The organism is Winslowiella sp. 2C04 (assembly GCF_050037805.1).
Lineage (GTDB): Bacteria > Pseudomonadota > Gammaproteobacteria > Enterobacterales > Enterobacteriaceae > Erwinia > Erwinia toletana_A.
This window is the reverse complement of sequence record NZ_CP188300.1, coordinates 4,304,393-4,323,590: the sequence shown is the minus strand read 5'-3', so window position 1 is coordinate 4,323,590 and position 19,198 is coordinate 4,304,393. Positions and strand designations below refer to the sequence as shown.

General features: G+C 52.0%; 15 protein-coding genes, 3 tRNA genes and 4 rRNA genes. 9 read left to right on the top strand and 13 right to left on the bottom strand.

What is annotated here, in order from left to right; genetic code table 11:
* The first annotated feature begins 325 nt into the window (after positions 1–325).
* From ACP3TC_RS19545 to rrf (ACP3TC_RS19515), 7 genes are all read left to right on the top strand, one after another.
* Positions 326–1,868, top strand: a 16S ribosomal RNA gene (locus tag ACP3TC_RS19545).
* Between the two features lie 74 nt (positions 1,869–1,942).
* Positions 1,943–2,019, top strand: a tRNA-Ile gene (locus tag ACP3TC_RS19540).
* Positions 2,020–2,169: 150 nt separating this feature from the next.
* A tRNA-Ala gene (locus ACP3TC_RS19535) sits at positions 2,170–2,245 on the top strand.
* 195 nt (positions 2,246–2,440) lie between these two features.
* Positions 2,441–5,349: ribosomal RNA gene (locus tag ACP3TC_RS19530) — 23S ribosomal RNA — on the top strand.
* A 111-nt stretch (positions 5,350–5,460) separates the two neighbouring features.
* Positions 5,461–5,576, top strand: a 5S ribosomal RNA gene (rrf, locus tag ACP3TC_RS19525).
* Positions 5,577–5,617: 41 nt separating this feature from the next.
* Positions 5,618–5,693, top strand: a tRNA-Thr gene (locus ACP3TC_RS19520).
* 35 nt (positions 5,694–5,728) lie between these two features.
* Positions 5,729–5,844, top strand: a 5S ribosomal RNA gene (gene rrf / locus ACP3TC_RS19515).
* The 16S, 23S and 5S rRNA genes sit together here with 3 tRNA genes alongside, the layout of an rRNA operon.
* A 153-nt stretch (positions 5,845–5,997) precedes the next feature.
* Here the strand turns inward: rrf (ACP3TC_RS19515) and ACP3TC_RS19510 are convergent.
* The 5 genes from ACP3TC_RS19510 to lpxP form a co-directional block, all read right to left on the bottom strand.
* Positions 5,998–6,753, bottom strand: a complete 756-nt coding sequence (locus tag ACP3TC_RS19510) for an amino acid ABC transporter ATP-binding protein (RefSeq protein ID WP_313855270.1) — start codon at positions 6,751–6,753, stop codon at positions 5,998–6,000.
* A gap of 8 nt (positions 6,754–6,761) precedes the next feature.
* A complete protein-coding gene (locus ACP3TC_RS19505; protein WP_426817077.1) occupies positions 6,762–7,862 on the bottom strand; it encodes an amino acid ABC transporter permease in 1,101 nt (366 codons plus the stop codon).
* Positions 7,863–7,877: 15 nt separating this feature from the next.
* Positions 7,878–9,056 (bottom strand): amino acid ABC transporter permease, encoded by a 1,179-nt coding sequence (locus tag ACP3TC_RS19500; RefSeq protein ID WP_426817076.1) that lies wholly within the window; start codon positions 9,054–9,056, stop codon positions 7,878–7,880.
* Positions 9,057–9,124: 68 nt separating this feature from the next.
* Positions 9,125–10,150, bottom strand: coding sequence for an amino acid ABC transporter substrate-binding protein (locus ACP3TC_RS19495; RefSeq protein ID WP_313855273.1), 1,026 nt, complete (start codon positions 10,148–10,150; stop codon positions 9,125–9,127).
* Positions 10,151–10,498: 348 nt separating this feature from the next.
* On the bottom strand, positions 10,499–11,428 hold the full coding sequence (gene lpxP / locus ACP3TC_RS19490) for a kdo(2)-lipid IV(A) palmitoleoyltransferase (RefSeq protein ID WP_313855275.1): 930 nt from the start codon (positions 11,426–11,428) through the stop codon (positions 10,499–10,501).
* A 379-nt stretch (positions 11,429–11,807) separates the two neighbouring features.
* Here lpxP and ACP3TC_RS19485 point away from each other — a divergent pair, with 379 nt between their 5' ends.
* Both ACP3TC_RS19485 and ACP3TC_RS19480 read left to right on the top strand, forming a co-directional pair.
* A complete protein-coding gene (locus tag ACP3TC_RS19485) occupies positions 11,808–12,173 on the top strand; it encodes a tlde1 domain-containing protein (RefSeq protein ID WP_313855276.1) in 366 nt (121 codons plus the stop codon).
* Positions 12,174–12,256: 83 nt separating this feature from the next.
* Positions 12,257–12,508 (top strand): hypothetical protein, encoded by a 252-nt coding sequence (locus tag ACP3TC_RS19480; protein ID WP_426817075.1) that lies wholly within the window; start codon positions 12,257–12,259, stop codon positions 12,506–12,508.
* Positions 12,509–12,589: 81 nt separating this feature from the next.
* Here ACP3TC_RS19480 and fis read toward each other — a convergent pair whose 3' ends face one another.
* From fis to aroQ, 8 genes are all read right to left on the bottom strand, one after another.
* The gene (fis, locus tag ACP3TC_RS19475; protein WP_000462905.1) at positions 12,590–12,886 is read right to left on the bottom strand and encodes a DNA-binding transcriptional regulator Fis; all 297 of its coding nucleotides are present in this window, start codon (positions 12,884–12,886) and stop codon (positions 12,590–12,592) included.
* Between the two features lie 25 nt (positions 12,887–12,911).
* A complete protein-coding gene (dusB, locus tag ACP3TC_RS19470) occupies positions 12,912–13,877 on the bottom strand; it encodes a tRNA dihydrouridine synthase DusB (RefSeq protein ID WP_426817074.1) in 966 nt (321 codons plus the stop codon).
* Positions 13,878–14,199: 322 nt separating this feature from the next.
* Positions 14,200–15,081 (bottom strand): 50S ribosomal protein L11 methyltransferase, encoded by an 882-nt coding sequence (gene prmA / locus ACP3TC_RS19465; protein WP_313855278.1) that lies wholly within the window; start codon positions 15,079–15,081, stop codon positions 14,200–14,202.
* Between the two features lie 10 nt (positions 15,082–15,091).
* Positions 15,092–16,546, bottom strand: a complete 1,455-nt coding sequence (panF, locus tag ACP3TC_RS19460) for a sodium/pantothenate symporter (RefSeq protein ID WP_313855280.1) — start codon at positions 16,544–16,546, stop codon at positions 15,092–15,094.
* Positions 16,536–16,778 carry a YhdT family protein gene (locus tag ACP3TC_RS19455; protein ID WP_313855282.1) on the bottom strand — a complete coding sequence of 81 codons (243 nt, stop codon included), beginning with the start codon at positions 16,776–16,778 and terminating at the stop codon, positions 16,536–16,538. Before ACP3TC_RS19455 ends, panF begins: the two co-directional genes overlap by 11 nt.
* Positions 16,779–16,869: 91 nt before the next feature.
* The gene (accC, locus tag ACP3TC_RS19450; RefSeq protein WP_313855283.1) at positions 16,870–18,216 is read right to left on the bottom strand and encodes an acetyl-CoA carboxylase biotin carboxylase subunit; all 1,347 of its coding nucleotides are present in this window, start codon (positions 18,214–18,216) and stop codon (positions 16,870–16,872) included.
* 11 nt (positions 18,217–18,227) lie between these two features.
* A complete protein-coding gene (gene accB / locus ACP3TC_RS19445) occupies positions 18,228–18,701 on the bottom strand; it encodes an acetyl-CoA carboxylase biotin carboxyl carrier protein (RefSeq protein ID WP_313855284.1) in 474 nt (157 codons plus the stop codon).
* A gap of 21 nt (positions 18,702–18,722) precedes the next feature.
* Entirely contained in the window at positions 18,723–19,175 is a 453-nt protein-coding gene (aroQ, locus tag ACP3TC_RS19440; protein WP_313857564.1) for a type II 3-dehydroquinate dehydratase, read from the bottom strand.
* Between the last annotated feature and the right edge of the window lie 23 nt (positions 19,176–19,198).

Below are 19,198 nucleotides of genomic sequence, written 5' to 3'. Positions count from 1 at the left end.
TATAATGCGCCTCCATCGACACGGAACAACGGCTTACCAGCCACGGTGTTGAGAGGTTCAGGAAGTTCTGAACCGCCGGAGAAAAACTTCTGAAAAAGAGGTTGACTCTGAAGGAGGAAAGCGTAATATACGCCACCTCGCAACAGCAAGCCAAATCGCTGATTGCACTGCTCTTTAACAATTTATCAGACAATCTGTGTGGGCACTCGCAGGGTTGATATCGCAAACCATCCTCGGATGGAAAAAATTTGAAATATCAAGTCTCAAGAGTGACTACTATATTCATTACGAATAACAGTTTTAATTCTTTGAGCATCAAGCTTTTTAATTGAAGAGTTTGATCATGGCTCAGATTGAACGCTGGCGGCAGGCCTAACACATGCAAGTCGAACGGTAGCACAGGGGAGCTTGCTCCCTGGGTGACGAGTGGCGGACGGGTGAGTAATGTCTGGGGATCTGCCCGATGGAGGGGGATAACTACTGGAAACGGTAGCTAATACCGCATAACGTCGCAAGACCAAAGTGGGGGACCTTCGGGCCTCACACCATCGGATGAACCCAGATGGGATTAGCTAGTAGGTGGGGTAACGGCTCACCTAGGCGACGATCCCTAGCTGGTCTGAGAGGATGACCAGCCACACTGGAACTGAGACACGGTCCAGACTCCTACGGGAGGCAGCAGTGGGGAATATTGCACAATGGGCGCAAGCCTGATGCAGCCATGCCGCGTGTATGAAGAAGGCCTTCGGGTTGTAAAGTACTTTCAGCGGGGAGGAAGGGATGAGGGTTAATAACCTTCGTCATTGACGTTACCCGCAGAAGAAGCACCGGCTAACTCCGTGCCAGCAGCCGCGGTAATACGGAGGGTGCAAGCGTTAATCGGAATTACTGGGCGTAAAGCGCACGCAGGCGGTTTGTTAAGTCAGATGTGAAATCCCCGGGCTCAACCTGGGAACTGCATTTGAAACTGGCAAGCTTGAGTCTCGTAGAGGGGGGTAGAATTCCAGGTGTAGCGGTGAAATGCGTAGAGATCTGGAGGAATACCGGTGGCGAAGGCGGCCCCCTGGACGAAGACTGACGCTCAGGTGCGAAAGCGTGGGGAGCAAACAGGATTAGATACCCTGGTAGTCCACGCCGTAAACGATGTCGACTTGGAGGTTGTGCCCTTGAGGCGTGGCTTCCGGAGCTAACGCGTTAAGTCGACCGCCTGGGGAGTACGGCCGCAAGGTTAAAACTCAAATGAATTGACGGGGGCCCGCACAAGCGGTGGAGCATGTGGTTTAATTCGATGCAACGCGAAGAACCTTACCTGGCCTTGACATCCACGGAATTCGGCAGAGATGCCTTAGTGCCTTCGGGAACCGTGAGACAGGTGCTGCATGGCTGTCGTCAGCTCGTGTTGTGAAATGTTGGGTTAAGTCCCGCAACGAGCGCAACCCTTATCCTTTGTTGCCAGCGAGTCATGTCGGGAACTCAAAGGAGACTGCCGGTGATAAACCGGAGGAAGGTGGGGATGACGTCAAGTCATCATGGCCCTTACGGCCAGGGCTACACACGTGCTACAATGGCGCATACAAAGAGAAGCGACCTCGCGAGAGCAAGCGGACCTCATAAAGTGCGTCGTAGTCCGGATCGGAGTCTGCAACTCGACTCCGTGAAGTCGGAATCGCTAGTAATCGTAGATCAGAATGCTACGGTGAATACGTTCCCGGGCCTTGTACACACCGCCCGTCACACCATGGGAGTGGGTTGCAAAAGAAGTAGGTAGCTTAACCTTCGGGAGGGCGCTTACCACTTTGTGATTCATGACTGGGGTGAAGTCGTAACAAGGTAACCGTAGGGGAACCTGCGGTTGGATCACCTCCTTACCTATGTGAAGATACCCGCGTAGTGCCCACACAGATTGTCTGATGAAAAAGTAACGAGCAGAAAAAACCTCTACAGGCTTGTAGCTCAGGTGGTTAGAGCGCACCCCTGATAAGGGTGAGGTCGGTGGTTCAAGTCCACTCAGGCCTACCAAATTCCTTCTCATGCTGCGTTATGCAGTCGGTCGTTTACCGAAGTAAACTTCCCTCCCGCACGCCTTGCCTGAGAACGAATTAGCATTTCTTCAAAAGAGAGATGTGACTCCTGGTGAGTGGTAGTAGATGGTCTCTGCAGTAACTGTATGGGGCTATAGCTCAGCTGGGAGAGCGCCTGCCTTGCACGCAGGAGGTCAGCGGTTCGATCCCGCTTAGCTCCACCATACTGTTTACTCAAAAAATACTTCAGAGCAAACCGGCAACGGTGTGCTGCGAAGTATTATGCTCTTTAACAATCCGGAACAAGCTGAAAATTGAAACGACGCGTCGTCTCATTTCTCCGTAATAAGAAATGAATCGCGATGTGTTCGAGTCTCTCAAATGCTTGCAACCGCAGTGGAAACACTTGTGGGTTGTGAGGTTAAGCGACTAAGCGTACACGGTGGATGCCCTGGCAGTCAGAGGCGATGAAGGGCGTGCTAATCTGCGATAAGCGACGGTAAGCCGATATGAGGCGCTACAACCGTCGATACCCGAATGGGGAAACCCAATGCAATCCGTTGCATTATCATTAAGTGAATACATAGCTTAATGAGGCGAACCTGGGGAACTGAAACATCTAAGTACCCAGAGGAAAAGAAATCAACCGAGATTCCCCCAGTAGCGGCGAGCGAACGGGGAACAGCCCAGAACCTGAATCAGTTTGTGCAGCAGTGGAAGCCTCTGGAAAGTGGCGCGATACAGGGTGATAGCCCCGTACACGAAGCTGCACTTGTTGTGAGTTCGATGAGTAGGGCGGGACACGTGACATCCTGTCTGAATATGGGGGGACCATCCTCCAAGGCTAAATACTCCTGACTGACCGATAGTGAACCAGTACCGTGAGGGAAAGGCGAAAAGAACCCCGGCGAGGGGAGTGAAACAGAACCTGAAACCGTGTACGTACAAGCAGTGGGAGCCTTGATTTATCAGGGTGACTGCGTACCTTTTGTATAATGGGTCAGCGACTTATATTCTGTAGCAAGGTTAACCGTATAGGGGAGCCGCAGGGAAACCGAGTCTTAACTGGGCGTTAAGTTGCAGGGTATAGACCCGAAACCCGGTGATCTAGCCATGGGCAGGTTGAAGGTTGGGTAACACTAACTGGAGGACCGAACCGACTAATGTTGAAAAATTAGCGGATGACTTGTGGCTGGGGGTGAAAGGCCAATCAAACCGGGAGATAGCTGGTTCTCCCCGAAAGCTATTTAGGTAGCGCCTCGTGAACTCATCTCCGGGGGTAGAGCACTGTTTCGGCTAGGGGGCCATCCCGGCTTACCAACCCGATGCAAACTGCGAATACCGGAGAATGTTATCACGGGAGACACACGGCGGGTGCTAACGTCCGTCGTGAAGAGGGAAACAACCCAGACCGCCAGCTAAGGTCCCAAAGTCATGGTTAAGTGGGAAACGATGTGGGAAGGCACAGACAGCCAGGATGTTGGCTTAGAAGCAGCCATCATTTAAAGAAAGCGTAATAGCTCACTGGTCGAGTCGGCCTGCGCGGAAGATGTAACGGGGCTAAACCATGCACCGAAGCTGCGGCAGCGACACTATGTGTTGTTGGGTAGGGGAGCGTTCTGTAAGCCGTCGAAGGTGGACTGTGAGGTCTGCTGGAGGTATCAGAAGTGCGAATGCTGACATAAGTAACGATAAAGCGGGTGAAAAGCCCGCTCGCCGGAAGACCAAGGGTTCCTGTCCAACGTTAATCGGGGCAGGGTGAGTCGACCCCTAAGGCGAGGCTGAAAAGCGTAGTCGATGGGAAACAGGTTAATATTCCTGTACTTGGTGTTACTGCGAAGGGGGGACGGAGAAGGCTAGGTTATCCGGGCGACGGTTGTCCCGGTTTAAGCGTGTAGGCTTGCATTCCAGGCAAATCCGGAATGCTCTAAGGCTGAGGCGTGATGACGAGCCACCACGGTGGTGAAGTAACTGATGCCATGCTTCCAGGAAAAGCCTCTAAGCTCCAGGTAACACGAAATCGTACCCCAAACCGACACAGGTGGTCAGGTAGAGAATACCAAGGCGCTTGAGAGAACTCGGGTGAAGGAACTAGGCAAAATGGTGCCGTAACTTCGGGAGAAGGCACGCTGGCGCGTAGGTGAAGGGACTTGCTCCCGGAGCTGAAGCCAGTCGAAGATACCAGCTGGCTGCAACTGTTTATTAAAAACACAGCACTGTGCAAACACGAAAGTGGACGTATACGGTGTGACGCCTGCCCGGTGCCGGAAGGTTAATTGATGGGGTTATCCGCAAGGAGAAGCTCTTGATCGAAGCCCCGGTAAACGGCGGCCGTAACTATAACGGTCCTAAGGTAGCGAAATTCCTTGTCGGGTAAGTTCCGACCTGCACGAATGGCGTAATGATGGCCAGGCTGTCTCCACCCGAGACTCAGTGAAATTGAACTCGCTGTGAAGATGCAGTGTACCCGCGGCAAGACGGAAAGACCCCGTGAACCTTTACTACAGCTTGACACTGAACATTGAGCCTTGATGTGTAGGATAGGTGGGAGGCTTCGAAGCGTGGACGCCAGTCTGCGTGGAGCCAACCTTGAAATACCACCCTTTAATGTTTGATGTTCTAACCTGGCGCCGTAATCCGGCGTGGGGACAGTGTCTGGTGGGTAGTTTGACTGGGGCGGTCTCCTCCTAAAGAGTAACGGAGGAGCACGAAGGTCAGCTAATCACGGTCGGACATCGTGAGGTTAGTGCAATGGCATAAGCTGGCTTGACTGCGAGAGTGACGGCTCGAGCAGGTGCGAAAGCAGGTCATAGTGATCCGGTGGTTCTGAATGGAAGGGCCATCGCTCAACGGATAAAAGGTACTCCGGGGATAACAGGCTGATACCGCCCAAGAGTTCATATCGACGGCGGTGTTTGGCACCTCGATGTCGGCTCATCACATCCTGGGGCTGAAGTAGGTCCCAAGGGTACGGCTGTTCGCCGTTTAAAGTGGTACGCGAGCTGGGTTTAGAACGTCGTGAGACAGTTCGGTCCCTATCTGCCGTGGGCGCTGGAGAATTGAGAGGGGCTGCTCCTAGTACGAGAGGACCGGAGTGGACGCATCACTGGTGTTCGGGTTGTCATGCCAATGGCATTGCCCGGTAGCTAAATGCGGAAAAGATAAGCGCTGAAAGCATCTAAGCGCGAAACTTGCCTCGAGATGAATTCTCCCTGACTCCTTGAGGGTCCTGAAGGGACGTTGAAGACTACGACGTTGATAGGCCGGGTGTGTAAGCGCAGCGATGCGTTGAGCTAACCGGTACTAATGACCCGTGAGGCTTAACCTTACAACGCCAGAAGTGTTTTGGTGGTTGTGTGTGAGAGAACCATCAATATTCAGCTTGTTCGAAACGGATTGATTCGCGTGGCCTGCAGGGCGGCGCGGATAACAGAATTTGCCTGGCGGCTTTAGCGCGGTGGTCCCACCTGACCCCATGCCGAACTCAGAAGTGAAACGCCGTAGCGCCGATGGTAGTGTGGGGTCTCCCCATGCGAGAGTAGGGAACTGCCAGGCATCAAATTAAGTAAAGTGACGTAATCGTCACCTGCAGTTTTGCTGATATGGCTCAGTTGGTAGAGCGCACCCTTGGTAAGGGTGAGGTCCCCAGTTCGACTCTGGGTATCAGCACCAGTATTAAAGCATGAGTTCGGTAAATAAAGAATTTGCCTGGCGGCTTTAGCGCGGTGGTCCCACCTGACCCCATGCCGAACTCAGAAGTGAAACGCCGTAGCGCCGATGGTAGTGTGGGGTCTCCCCATGCGAGAGTAGGGAACTGCCAGGCATTAATTAAACAAAAAAGCCCCATGCGAAAGCATGGGGCTTTTTTGTCTGTGTTGCATTCAGACTGTGAATCATTTTCGGTCAAATATCGCCCCCGATGCCAACAAGTGGCAGCAGGGTGCGATGACATGCAGCGAATTGTACAGCCGGTCGGTTAGTGAATAACCTGCGACAGAAATGCACGAGTACGCTCGGACTGAGGATTGGAGAAAAATTGCTGCGGTGGCGCTTCCTCAACGATTTCACCACGATCCATAAAGATCACCCGATCGGCAACGGTACGCGCAAAGCCCATCTCATGGGTGACGCACAGCATAGTCATACCGTCCTCCGCCAGCCCAATCATGGTATCCAGCACTTCCTTCACCATTTCCGGATCGAGCGCCGAGGTGGGTTCATCAAACAGCATGATCTTCGGCTTCATACAGAGTGAACGGGCAATCGCCACGCGTTGTTGCTGACCACCTGAAAGCTGCCCAGGAAATTTATGTGCATGCTCTGCAATGCGCACGCGTTGCAGGTAATGCATGGCCAGCTCTTCCGCTTCTTTCTTTGGCGTCTTGCGCACCCAGATCGGTGCCAGAGTACAGTTCTGTAACACAGTAAGGTGGGGGAACAGATTAAAGTGCTGGAACACCATGCCGACTTCGGTACGTACGCGCTCAATGTTACGCAGGTCATCATTCAGCAACGTCCCATCGACCACGATGCGCCCTTTCTGATGCTCTTCCAGATGATTGATACAACGAATAGTTGTAGATTTACCTGAGCCGGAAGGACCACACAGAACGATACGCTCGCGCGGTTTGACCTTCAGATTAATATCTTTCAGGACATGAAACTGCCCGAACCACTTGTTAACATTTTCGAGCGTAATCATCATCGCGTTGTCAGAATTAGTCATCGTCATTTTAAACCTCAGTGCGGTGTACGCCCGGTGTGAAAGCGCTTCTCCAGATGCTGGCTATAGCGCGACATGCTGAAACAGAAAATCCAGTAGACCAGAGCAGCAAAAACATAGCCTTCGGTCGACATACCAAGCCAGGTCGGGTCGACGGTTGCCTGCTGAACACTACTGAAAAGATCAAACAGACCAATGATGATGACCAGACTGGTATCTTTAAACAGTGCAATAATGGTGTTTACCAGCCCCGGAATTACCATCTTCAGCGCCTGTGGCAGTATCACCAGCCCTTGCGTTTTCCAGTAACCCAGCGCCAGCGATTCAGCCGCTTCGTACTGGCCTTTTGGCAGCGCCTGTAGACCACCGCGCACTACTTCAGCCACATAAGCTGACTGGAACAGGATCACTCCAACCAGGGCGCGTACCAGTTTGTCGATACTGGTGCCCTCCGCCAAAAATAGCGGCAGCATCACCGAAGACATAAATAGCACGGTAATCAGCGGTACGCCGCGCCAGAACTCGATAAAGATTATCGATAATGTGCGGACCACCGGCATATGTGAACGGCGACCTAACGCCAGCAGAATCCCCAACGGCAGTGCGCCTGCAATACCAATTGCAGCGATGATTAGCGTCAGAGTTAAGCCACCCCACTGTCGTGTTTCAACGCGCTCCAGGCCAAACCAGCCTCCGTACAGCAATAACCAGGCGATGACAGGATAAGTCACCGCCCAGACGGCGATATAGCGGCCACGGCGCGGCAGACTTTTGATAAACATGGGTATAATCGACAGCAAGCCAATGACCAGCGCCAGATTAATGCGCCAGCGTAGCTCGTGCGGATAGAGCCCATACATGAACTGACCAAAGCGGGCGTGGATAAACACCCAGCATGCACCCTCCTTAGTACAGTCGGCACGGGTTGTGCCAAACCAGTTTGCCTGGAAGATTAGCCAGTTAAGTGCAGGGGGAAGCAGGCTCCAGATCACCCAGACGCAGAAAAGCGTTAACAGGGAATTGGTCCAGCTGGAAAACAGATTCTTTCTAGCCCATTTCACCGCGCGAGAAAACGCATTGGTCGGCACGGGCGGTATTTCATGAGTGGTTACAGTCATAATGGCACCGTTCTCTTAACGCTCAACCAGGGCGATTTTGCGGTTATAGATATTCATCAACAGCGAAATAGACAAGCTGATGGTCAGGTAGACCGCCATGGTGATGGCGATAGTTTCAATCGCCTGACCGGTCTGGTTAAGCACCGTTCCGGCAAACAACGACACCATATCCGGATAGCCGATAGCTGCTGCCAGCGATGAGTTTTTTACGACATTAAGATACTGGCTGGTTAGCGGAGGAATAATCACCCGCATCGCCTGCGGGATAATCACCTGACGCAGGGTGACCGGATTCGGTAATCCCAATGAAAGTGCAGCTTCGCTCTGACCATGCGGTACCGACTGAATGCCTGAGCGAATCACCTCAGCGATAAACGAAGAGGTATAAATCGACAGTGCCAGGGTCAGCGCCGCCAGCTCGGGTATCAGTGCAAAGCCTCCACGGAAGTTAAAGCCGCTCAGTTCGGACACGTTCCAGTGCACCGCCGCGCCGAAAATCAGATGAGCGCCCAACGGTAACAGAATCAGCATCGCCAGCGCCGCCGGCCAGCTACGACGCAGCTGGCCGGTTTTTAGCTGGTGTTTACGATTAAAACGGAATAACCCGATGCTGCCAGCAATCGCTATCATCAACGCGATCAGAAATGGCAGAGTGCCAGGCGCAGATTCCGGCCAAGGTAAGTAGAGACCGCGGTTACTGACAAAGGCGAGATCGAAAGCGCTTAATGCCTGGCGCGGGCCGGGTAAATTGCGCAGTACCGCAAAATACCAGAAAAAGATCTGCAACAACGGCGGGATATTACGGAAGGTTTCGATATAGATATTGGCGATTTTTCGCAACAGCCAGTTGTCAGACAAGCGGGCCAGGCCGATGAAAAACCCCAGCAATGATGCAAAAACAATACAAAGTGCGGAGACCAGCAGCGTGTTGGTCAGGCCGACAAGAAACACCCGTGCGTAGGTATCGCCATCTGAATAATCAATCAGATGCTGCACAATACCGAAACCTGCACTGCGTTCGAGAAAGCCAAAGCCGGAGGTAATGCCGCGGTTGGACAGGTTAATCACGGTGTTGTGAACCAAATATCCCACAACTACCAGCACCGCGACAATCGCGATAATCTGATATAGCCATGCGCGCACCGCAGGATTACTGAAGGAAAAATCCCTTTTGACGGTTGGGCGTTGAGACATGATGAAACCTCAGCTACAAGAACTCTGGCCTGAGCACCGCGTGTGCGGTGCCCGGTAGACAGGGGGGATTAACGAACCGGCGGTGCGTACTGGATGCCGCCATCTTTCCAGAGAGCATTCTGACCACGAGCAATTTTTAGCGCGCTGTCTTTACCGACGTTACGATCAAAACTTTCCTGATAGTTGCCTACCTGTTTGATGATGTTGAACGCCCACTTGTTGTCGAGTTTCAAATCCTTTCCGAAATCACCCTCAGTACCTAATAAGTGAGCCATATCTGGCGTGGTAGGTTTGGCTGCCATCTGATCGACATTCTTTGATGAAACACCCATTTCTTCCGCATTGAGCATGGCGTTAAATGACCATTTGACGATAGTGAACCAGTCATCATCGCCCCGTCGAACAACCGGGCCCAGCGGCTCTTTAGAGATCACTTCCGGCAATACGATAAATTCTTCAGGTTTACCCAGTTTTATACGCAGTGCATACAGCTGTGACTGGTCAGAAGCCAGGGTATCGCAGCGGCCAGTGTCCAGCGCTTTTGCTGATTCATCTGAGCGGTCGAAGGTTACCGGGATATACTTCATGTTATTAGCTTTGAAGTAATCGGCGACGTTCAGTTCGGTATCGGTGCCTGCCTGAATGCAAACGGTTGCGCCATCAAGCTCCTTAGCACTTTTTAATCCTGCTTTGTTGTGCGTCAGGAAGCCGATACCGTCGTAGTAGTTGACACCGGCAAACATAAAGCCCATGCCGCCATCCCGTGCTGAGGTCCAGGTGGTATTACGTGACAGGATATCGACTTCGCCAGATTGCAGAGCGGTAAAGCGCTCTTTGGCTGTCAGTGCGGTATATTTTACTTTATTGGCATCACCAAATACTGCCGCTGCGGTAGCACGACAGATATCCACATCCAGGCCGGTAAATTTGCCGCTGGCATCAGCATAAGAGAAGCCAGGCAAACCGTCACTGATACCGCACTGCACAAAGCCTTTCTTCTTAATCGCATCCAGCGTGGCGCCAGCATATGCCTGACTGGTGGCTGCGAGCAGCGTGGCAGTAGCTACCAGAGTTGAAAGCATCATCTTATTCATAAGGCATCCTGTGTGACGTAGTGTTTTTTTATGTGTTTAGTACACTTAAAGGTCGTGCACTTTTCCTGTCTGCGGCTGTTAGCCATCCACCACTCTGCAAACGCAATGCCAAAGTTGCGGAATCCTGAATTAGCTAGAAAGAGATATTAATAACCTAAGGTAACCAGATAGTTTGTCTAATATCCGCACCAAAGAGAGGCAAAGCCAGACGGGGCGATCACAATTAGTGCAAAAATTTTCACCAGATATCAGCATTGTGACCGGCAGCGCACTTGCAGATGTCCGATTTAAGAATGGGCAAAAAAAAAGCCCGTCTGATAACAGACGGGCTTTTTTACAAGGAGGGAATTAATAGAGCGAAGAGGCGCCGGCTGGCCGGGTTTTAAAGCGGCGATGTAGCCACATATACTGGCTTGGCGCACGCATGATTTCCTGCTCAATCACTTTATTCATATAGGCTGCGGCGTGATGTTCATCTTCCAACGGGTAATCACGCAGTTCAGGCTGGATCACCAGTTCATAACCGCTACCATTCTCTTTACGAATCAATACCACGGTTACCATTGCCGGATTAGCCAGACGCGCCAGCATGTAAGTACCGCTGGTGGTGGCAGCTTGTGGCACGGCGAACAGCGGTGCAAACACGCTGCCCTTCGGGCCGTAATCCTGGTCAGGAGCGAACCAAACGGCTTCACCCTGTTTTAGCGCGCTAACCATACCGCGCAGATCGCGACGGTTAATCATCGCTTTGTTGGAGCGCATACGACCTTTGGTTTGTACCCACTCCATCATTTTATTGTTGTGCGGGCGATACATCGCCATCATCGGCTGGCAGATGCCCATTGCACGGCCACCCAGTTCGAGCGACATAAAGTGCACACCAATAATCAGCGCGCCGCGTTTATTTTCCTGTGCCTTTTGCAGATTATGCAGGCCATTGACGGTGAACCAACGTTTCACACGTGCATCTGACCAGAACCAGGCCATACCGGTTTCCAGCAGGCCCATACCCAACGATTCGAAATTGCTGACGATGCGCTGCTCGAGAATTTCCGATTGCAGGTCCGGGAAGCAGAGTTCCAGATTACGGCGGGTAATGCGCACACGGCGCTTCAGGAAGCGCATTGAGGTGCGTCCCATCCAGGTGCCGAGCTTTTCCAGTAGCGGGAAAGGAAGCTGGACCAGCAGAAAAAGCAGACCCAGGCCTGCCCATGTCGACCAGTAACGCGGGTGGAGCAGATCGCGAGAGAAGGCCGGTGGCGCTTTTGGTGCTTTCATTATTTTCTCTTTATGCATAAGTGGATGGTGTAACGCATAAAGAAATTAATCTATCGCGGTACATTGCATCAGACATCGTTAATGACCAGAAGTTGAGGGCTTTGCTGAAACTTTACATAAGTCAGAGAAGTCCGACCGCAGGCGGGTATTCCACAGTGCTCACTTTGGCAGCAGCACCGTTAACACAATGAACCGAAACTTAGTTACTGTAATCTTATCAGAAACTTAGTCGAAGACTATTGGTGACGCTTGATTATTCTACGCCTAAATCATTGTCTTTGATAGTAAATTTACGTGATTGCAAGGTTGTGGCTGTTGGTTTAATACTATGTTGTTATTGCGTAACTCAATGGATGAGTTATGGACAAGGAGAGCAGTTATGGCATGGATATATCAACAAAGTACCGGGCAGTTGTCTCACAATGGCAGGTTGGTTGCTACAGGTTACGCTGGCAAAGACGAGGGTAAAAATATTCCCGATATGCAGGACAGAGTCGATATTGGGCCGCTTCCTCGAGGGAACTACACGATCACCAATCCGTTTCATCATCCTCATACTGGTCCTTATTCAATGCGTCTGCAGCCCTCTCATGGCAACGTAATGTATGGCCGTGCCGGTTTTCTTATTCACGGTGATAGTATTGAAAATCCGGGTGAGGCTTCAAATGGCTGCATTGTTATGCCGCCTGATGTGCGAAGGAGAATATGGACTAGTGGCGATCGGCAACTGGAGGTGATTTGGTGAATAAACTCATATTGTTAACATGCCTGCTTTTTTCTTTTTCTGTCAGTGCAAAGAAAGCGGATTGCCATTCATGGCCAATGAATATGGCCGAAGTATGGTTGAAGAATAATAATATTGCCGATATTACTCATCTGGACAGGACAAAAACTGAGATTAAACAGTTGGCGGCGCAAAAGAAAGCGGGTGGGATAACCACTGAGATCTGGCATTTTATTTTCCATGATAATAGCGGCAAAGCTTATGAAGTGATTACCCAAAGCGATGCAAATCTGGAAGAGTGTTCAGCCAGTGAAGTAAACGTATTTCTGATTGCCAGCAGCACAATCAACCACTGAAGTGGGGCATAACTGCATACAAAGAAAAAGGCGCTTTATCAGAAGATAAAAGCGCCTTTATTCAGACATTTAGCTGATTAATCAGTTCATGCCGTATTTTTTCAGTTTCTTACGCAGCGTACCGCGGTTGATGCCCATCATCAGGGCTGCACGGGTCTGGTTGCCACGGGTATATTGCATCACCATGTCCAACAAAGGCTGTTCAACTTCAGCCAATACCAGCTCATACAGATCATTGACATCTTGACCATTCAATTGAGCAAAATAGTTCTTCAGTGCCTGTTTGACCGAGTCACGCAGAGGCTTTTGGGTAACCTGATCCTGTGAGTTAACGGTAGAAACGGTCAGTACGTCAGAATTTACGCGTTGTTCGAACATAGTTCTGTCAGCTCTTTATTTCTGTTTACGCAAGTTTTTCGAAGTATGCCTCCAACGCCTCCAGCTGTTCGCTGGCATCCTCAATGGCGTTGAATGTGCGCCGAAACTGGTCGTTCGGGGCGTGCTCCTGGAGATACCAGGAGACGTGCTTCCGGGCAATACGGTATCCCTTGCGCTGACCGTAAAAGTCGTGCAGTTCCCGTAAGTGCCCGATGAGCAAGCGCTTAACTTCTGCCAGCGGCATCGGTGCCAGCAGCTCCCCAGTGTCCAGATAGTGCTGGATTTCCCGGAAGATCCACGGTCTTCCCTGAGCAGCACGGCCTATCATCAGGGCATCAGCCCCCGTATAGTCGAGTACTGCTCTGGCTTTGTGCGGGTCAGTAATGTCTCCATTCGCGATAACCGGAATGGAAACGTTCTGCTTAACTGTCCGAATGCTGTCATATTCAGCGTCACCGTTGAACAAACAGGCGCGTGTGCGTCCATGTATTGTCAGGGCCTGAATACCACAGCGCTCAGCCAATTGGGCAATCTCTACGCAGTTGCGATTGTCTGTATCCCAGCCGGTGCGAATCTTTAAGGTCACCGGTACGTCAACGGCATTGACCACCGCAGAGAGGATAGACTTCACCAGCTCCGGGTGTTGCAGCAGTGCCGAACCTGCCATCTTGCGATTCACTTTTTTGGCCGGGCAGCCCATATTGATATCGATGATCTGCGCGCCAGATAAAGCATTATAACGCGCAGCTTGTGCCATCTCATCAGGGTCACATCCGGCAATTTGCACGGTGCGAATCCCGGGCTCGTCACTGTGTACCATACGCAAACGGGATTTATCGCTCGCCCAAACTTCCGGGTTAGACGATAACATCTCCGATACGGTCATTCCGGCCCCCATGTCATGACAGAGCGTCCTGAACGGCCTGTCAGTAATACCGGCCATCGGGGCTGCTATCAAACGATTACGAAGCTGGTGTTGTCCTATGCGCATGAAAAGAAGTGACCATATATGTTCGCAAGGCGGCGTATATTACGCATTTTTTAACGAAGATGAAAGGCCAAACTTTGAACAATTGGCAGTAACAGATCAAGCAAAACCGCCTCGGAGGTAGGTGCTCTGATATTTTACCTTTCTATACAATGAGTTAAAAAATAACGACGAAATTGTGTACAAAGATTTTTCTTTTTTTGTGAGCCTGTAAGCAACATAAATCACGCCATAAACGGCGGTTTACGTGATAACTGACGTGCTAAAAGCGCCGCTACAGAGTTTCACCTAAGTGGAAAGGGTAGCGGCGCTGGAAAACCGGTAATTAGCGGCGAATGCCTGTAATCCGGCACCATTCCTCTTTTTCGGCGACCGGATCAAGAGCAAATTTATCAGCATAGGCTTCACAAACGCTGTCTGCCTGGCTGGCGAGTACGCCGGAAAGGCCGAGGTGTCCGCCCTGTTTTGGCAGCACGCTAATTAGCGGTGACAGCTCACGTAACGGACCCGCGAGGATATTGGCTACCACCACGTCGGCAGACAGGTTTTCCGGCTGCTGATGCGGCAGGTAGAGCGACAAACGCTCTGAAACACCGTTACGCTCGGCGTTATCGCGGCTGGCCTGAATCGCCTGCGGATCGATATCGATGCCAATCGCCTGCGCGGCACCCAGTTTCAGAGCTGCAATCGCCAGAATGCCGGAGCCACAGCCGAAGTCGATGACGGTTTTGCCCTGCAAGTCGAGGCCATCAAGCCACGCCAGGCACAGTGCGGTCGTCGGGTGAGTACCGGTGCCAAACGCCAGGCCGGGATCGAGCATGACATTCACCGCAGAAGGATCGGGCACGTCGCGCCAGCTTGGGCAGATCCACAGACGATTGCCGAAACGCATTGGATGGAAATTATCCATCCACTCGCGCTCCCAGTCTTTGTCTTCGATCTGTTCGATCTTGTGGTGAAAACCTTCGCCCAGCAGCGGGTGAAATTGCAGACCGGCAACCACGTCGTGCATATCGGTTTCGGCATCAAACAGTCCGATCACATCGGTATCGCCCCACAGACGCGTTTCGCCCGGCAGCGGTTCAAATACCGGATTATCGTGGGTATCCTGGAAAGTAACGGATACCGCGCCGTGTTCAATCAGCGCATCGCCCAGCTCTTCGGCATGAGCACCAGTGGTGTTGATCTTAATTTGTATCCAGGGCATAGCGATTCTCTTACTCTAATAGGGTGGATGCGTCGTCAGGCTGCGGGGCCGGGCGACCAAACAAGTTGCCGATCAAAAATGCGATCAGGCTCAGCAGCAGGGCAGGAACAATCGGATGAAAGCCCAGCAGCTGAATATCTAAACTGGCTAATAGCGTATAGACAGCGGCACCGACCAGCATCCCGCTCAGTGCACCTGCCGCATTGGCTTTCTCCCAGTACAGCCCCAGCACCAGCGGCCAGAGGAAGACGGCTTCGAGACCACCAAAGGCCAGCAGATTAAGCCAGATGATCATATCGGGTGGATTCCACGCCGCCAGCAATAATAATAACCCAAGCACCAGCGTTATCATGCCGGACATGCGTTTCAGCAGTGGTTCATTAGTTAGCTGATGTGGACGCAGGCGCAGATAGAGATCTTTCACGATCGTTGCAGAGGATTGCAGCAGTTGGGCGTTGATCGTTGACATGATCGCTGCCATCGGCGCAGCAAGAAAGATCCCGGCGGCGAACGGCGGCAGTACGGTGATCATTAGCGTCGGGATCACCTGATCGGGTATTTTCAGATCCGGTATCACCGCGCGGCCAAGCACTCCCGCCAGATGCATGCCAGACATCAGAATCATCACCACAATGGTGCCGATAATAATGCCACGATGCACCGCTTTGCTGTCTTTATACGAGATGCAGCGTACCGCAGTATGCGGCAGGCCAATCACGCCAAAGCATACCAGTACTGAGAATGACGCGAGGAAGGTCGGGCTGATAATCTGATCGACACCCTGCGGGGTCAGCAGCTGCGGATCGATTTTCTGCAGCTTATCAATCGCCGCGTGCATGCCGCCCGCCGCGTGAATCACGGCAAACAGCAACAGGAAAGTCCCTGCCAGCATCACCAGCCCCTGCATTGCATCATTCAGCACGCTGGCGCGGAAGCCGCCAAATGCGGTATACAGCGCGATAGTCAGGCCGAATATCAGCAGACCGCTGTCGTAAGGAATGCCGGCGGCGGTTTCCAGCAGGCGAGCGCCGCCGATAAACTGCACCGTCATCGCCCCGATAAACGCCACTAACAAACTCAGGCTGGCGAACCAAACCAGTAGCGTGCTGCCATAGCGGGCGTACAGCATGTCATTCAGCGTCACCGCATTGTAGCGTCGCGCCAGAATAGCGAACTTTTTGCCCAGCACGCCCAGTGACAGCCAGACCGCCGGTACCTGCACCATCGCCAGCAGCACCCATCCCAGACCATATTTATAGGCGGCTCCCGGGCCACCGATAAACGAGCTGGCGCTGATATAGGTGGTGGTAAGCGTCATGGCTAATACGAAACCGCCCATTGAGCGGCTGCCGAGAAAGTATTCGTTAAGGAAGTTGCCTTCATAGCGTTTGCGCACCGCATACACCGATAACCCGGCGACCAGCAGCAAATAGCCCAGTAGTGGCAGAAGCACTTCAATTTGCACGATCGTCCTCCAGCGGAATATCGCGGAAAACCACGCGAATCATCAACCAGCAGAGAAAAATAAACAGTAGCGGCACAAACAGGCAGGAGAGTTCAAACCAGCGCGGCAGCCCGGTAAAACCAATCTCATTGCCAGCCAGCCAGGCGCTTAATGCCCAGGCGGCAAGATAGGCGACTGCCAGAGCAAACGACCAGCGCGCTTCTTTATGCGCCTGCACAAAACGTGCATCCATAAGTCAACCTCAACTGATAATTCAGCAAAAAATCCGCAAGAAAAAGGCCGGTTAAACCGGCCTTTACGACAAACTGGCGATATCAGAACGGTTAGTCCTGCAGGCCGAGTTTTTTCTCCAGATAGTGGATATTGGTGCCACCCTGCTGGAAGTTTTCGTCGGACATGATTTTCATCTGCAGTTCGACGTTAGTTTTAATGCCGTCGATAATCAGCTCAGCCAGCGCATTCTTCATGCGCGCAATCGCCACGTCACGGTTTTCGCCGTAAGTGATCAGCTTACCAATCATTGAGTCATAATACGGCGGTACGGTATAACCGGCGTAAATATGCGATTCCCAGCGCACACCAAAACCACCTGGTGCGTGGAAGCGGGTAATTTTACCCGGGCTCGGCAGGAAGGAGTTTGGATCTTCGGCGTTGATACGGCATTCCACCGCATGACCGCGAATAACCACTTCTTCTTGCTTGATTGACAGCGGCTGGCCAGCAGCAATACGCAGCTGCTCTTTGATCAGGTCAACGCCGGTAATCATTTCGGTAACCGGATGTTCAACCTGAATACGGGTGTTCATTTCAATGAAATAGAACTCGCCGTTTTCATACAGGAACTCGAAAGTCCCCGCACCGCGATAGCCGATTTCGATACAGGCTTTCGCACAACGATCGCCGATAAAACGACGCATTTCGCTGGTGATGCCTGGTGCTGGTGCTTCTTCAACCACTTTCTGGTGACGACGCTGCATTGAGCAGTCACGTTCACCCAGATAGATCGCATTACCCTGGCCGTCGGCCAGAACCTGGATCTCAATGTGGCGAGGATTCTCCAGATACTTCTCCATATAGACCATATCGTTGTTGAAAGCGGCTTTCGCTTCCGCACGGGTCATATTAATGGATTGTTCCAGATCTTTTTCCTGACGCACAACGCGCATACCACGACCACCGCCGCCGCCAGAAGCTTTGATGATGACCGGATAACCGATGCGCTTACCGAAGGCACGGTTTTTTTCCATGTCGTCACCCAGCGGGCCGTCAGACCCAGGTACGCACGGAACACCGGCTTTCTTCATCGCATTGATCGCCGAAACTTTATCACCCATCAGGCGAATAGTGTCAGCTTTCGGGCCGATAAAGATAAAGCCAGAACGCTCAACCTGCTCAGCAAAGTCAGCGTTCTCGGACAGGAAGCCATAGCCTGGGTGAATCGCTACCGCGCCGGTAATTTCAGCGGCAGAGATTAGCGCAGGAATGTTCAGATAGCTTTTGACCGACTGGGCCGGACCGATACACACGGTTTCGTCGGCCAGCAGGACGTGTTTCAGATCGCGGTCCGCGCTGGAGTGCACAGCCACAGTCTTGATGCCAAGTTCTTTACAGGCACGCAGAATGCGCAGCGCGATCTCACCACGGTTTGCAATTACAATTTTATCCAGCATGGTTCGCCTCGTTATTCGATGACTACCAGCGGCTCGTCAAACTCAACTGGCTGACCGCTTTCGACCAGAATCGCTTTAACAACGCCGGATTTATCGGCTTCGATCTGGTTCATCATTTTCATCGCTTCAACGATGCACAGGGTATCGCCTGCATTCACTTTCTGGCCCACTTCCACAAACGCTTTTGCGTCCGGGCTTGGCGTGCGGTAGAAAGTACCGACCATTGGGGAACGTACGATATGGCCACTGATCTCAGCGCTTGCCGGCGCTTCCATTACCGGAGTGGTAGCTGGTGCTACTGCATTAGCCAGAGCTGGCTGCTGTTGCATAGCCGGTAATGCGTAAGCCTGCTGCATCATTGGGTAGCCCATGTTTGCAGGGGAGCGGCTGATACGAACTGACTCTTCACCTTCAGAGATTTCAAGTTCAGCGATGCCTGATTCTTCAACCAGTTCGATCAGTTTTTTAATCTTACGAATATCCATGAGTTTGGTTCCGTACTCTGTTTAATTAGAATGTGACAGGCGTTTTACTGCCGTTTGTAAAGCCCAGGAATAACCGTCGACGCCAAGTCCACAGATCACGCCCGCAGAAATATCAGAGAGATATGAATGATGGCGAAAAGGCTCGCGGGCATGCACATTGGAGAGATGCACTTCGATAAACGGAATGCTCACTGCCAACAACGCGTCGCGAATAGCCACGCTGGTATGGGTGAATGCCGCCGGGTTAATGACGATATAATCGACATTGCCTTTTGCCTGATGAATGCGATCAATCAACGCATGTTCAGCATTTGACTGGAGATGGCTGAGTTTTACCTGCAGCGCGTCAGCTTGCGAGGTCAGGTCACTGACAATCTCGGCTAATGTGGTCTTACCGTATTTTTCAGGCTCTCGCGTGCCCAGCAAATTGAGGTTGGGACCGTTCAAAAGCAGAATATGAAAGTTGACTGCCATCTTGCTGCTATCTCCTGCAATAA

Bases quoted from the DNA above. Each gene is read 5' to 3' on its own strand.
- ACP3TC_RS19510 (WP_313855270.1), bottom strand. From the start codon at position 6,753: ATGACGATGACTAATTCTGACAACGCGATGATGATTACGCTCGAAAAT.
- ACP3TC_RS19505 (WP_426817077.1), bottom strand. From the start codon at position 7,862: ATGACTGTAACCACTCATGAAATACCGCCCGTGCCGACCAATGCGTTT.
- ACP3TC_RS19500 (WP_426817076.1), bottom strand. From the start codon at position 9,056: ATGTCTCAACGCCCAACCGTCAAAAGGGATTTTTCCTTCAGTAATCCT.
- ACP3TC_RS19495 (WP_313855273.1), bottom strand. From the start codon at position 10,150: ATGAATAAGATGATGCTTTCAACTCTGGTAGCTACTGCCACGCTGCTC.
- lpxP (WP_313855275.1), bottom strand. From the start codon at position 11,428: ATGAAAGCACCAAAAGCGCCACCGGCCTTCTCTCGCGATCTGCTCCAC.
- ACP3TC_RS19485 (WP_313855276.1), top strand. From the start codon at position 11,808: ATGGCATGGATATATCAACAAAGTACCGGGCAGTTGTCTCACAATGGC.
- ACP3TC_RS19480 (WP_426817075.1), top strand. From the start codon at position 12,257: ATGGCCGAAGTATGGTTGAAGAATAATAATATTGCCGATATTACTCAT.
- fis (WP_000462905.1), bottom strand. From the start codon at position 12,886: ATGTTCGAACAACGCGTAAATTCTGACGTACTGACCGTTTCTACCGTT.
- dusB (WP_426817074.1), bottom strand. From the start codon at position 13,877: ATGCGCATAGGACAACACCAGCTTCGTAATCGTTTGATAGCAGCCCCG.
- prmA (WP_313855278.1), bottom strand. From the start codon at position 15,081: ATGCCCTGGATACAAATTAAGATCAACACCACTGGTGCTCATGCCGAA.
- ACP3TC_RS19455 (WP_313855282.1), bottom strand. From the start codon at position 16,778: ATGGATGCACGTTTTGTGCAGGCGCATAAAGAAGCGCGCTGGTCGTTT.
- accC (WP_313855283.1), bottom strand. From the start codon at position 18,216: ATGCTGGATAAAATTGTAATTGCAAACCGTGGTGAGATCGCGCTGCGC.
- accB (WP_313855284.1), bottom strand. From the start codon at position 18,701: ATGGATATTCGTAAGATTAAAAAACTGATCGAACTGGTTGAAGAATCA.
- aroQ (WP_313857564.1), bottom strand. From the start codon at position 19,175: ATGGCAGTCAACTTTCATATTCTGCTTTTGAACGGTCCCAACCTCAAT.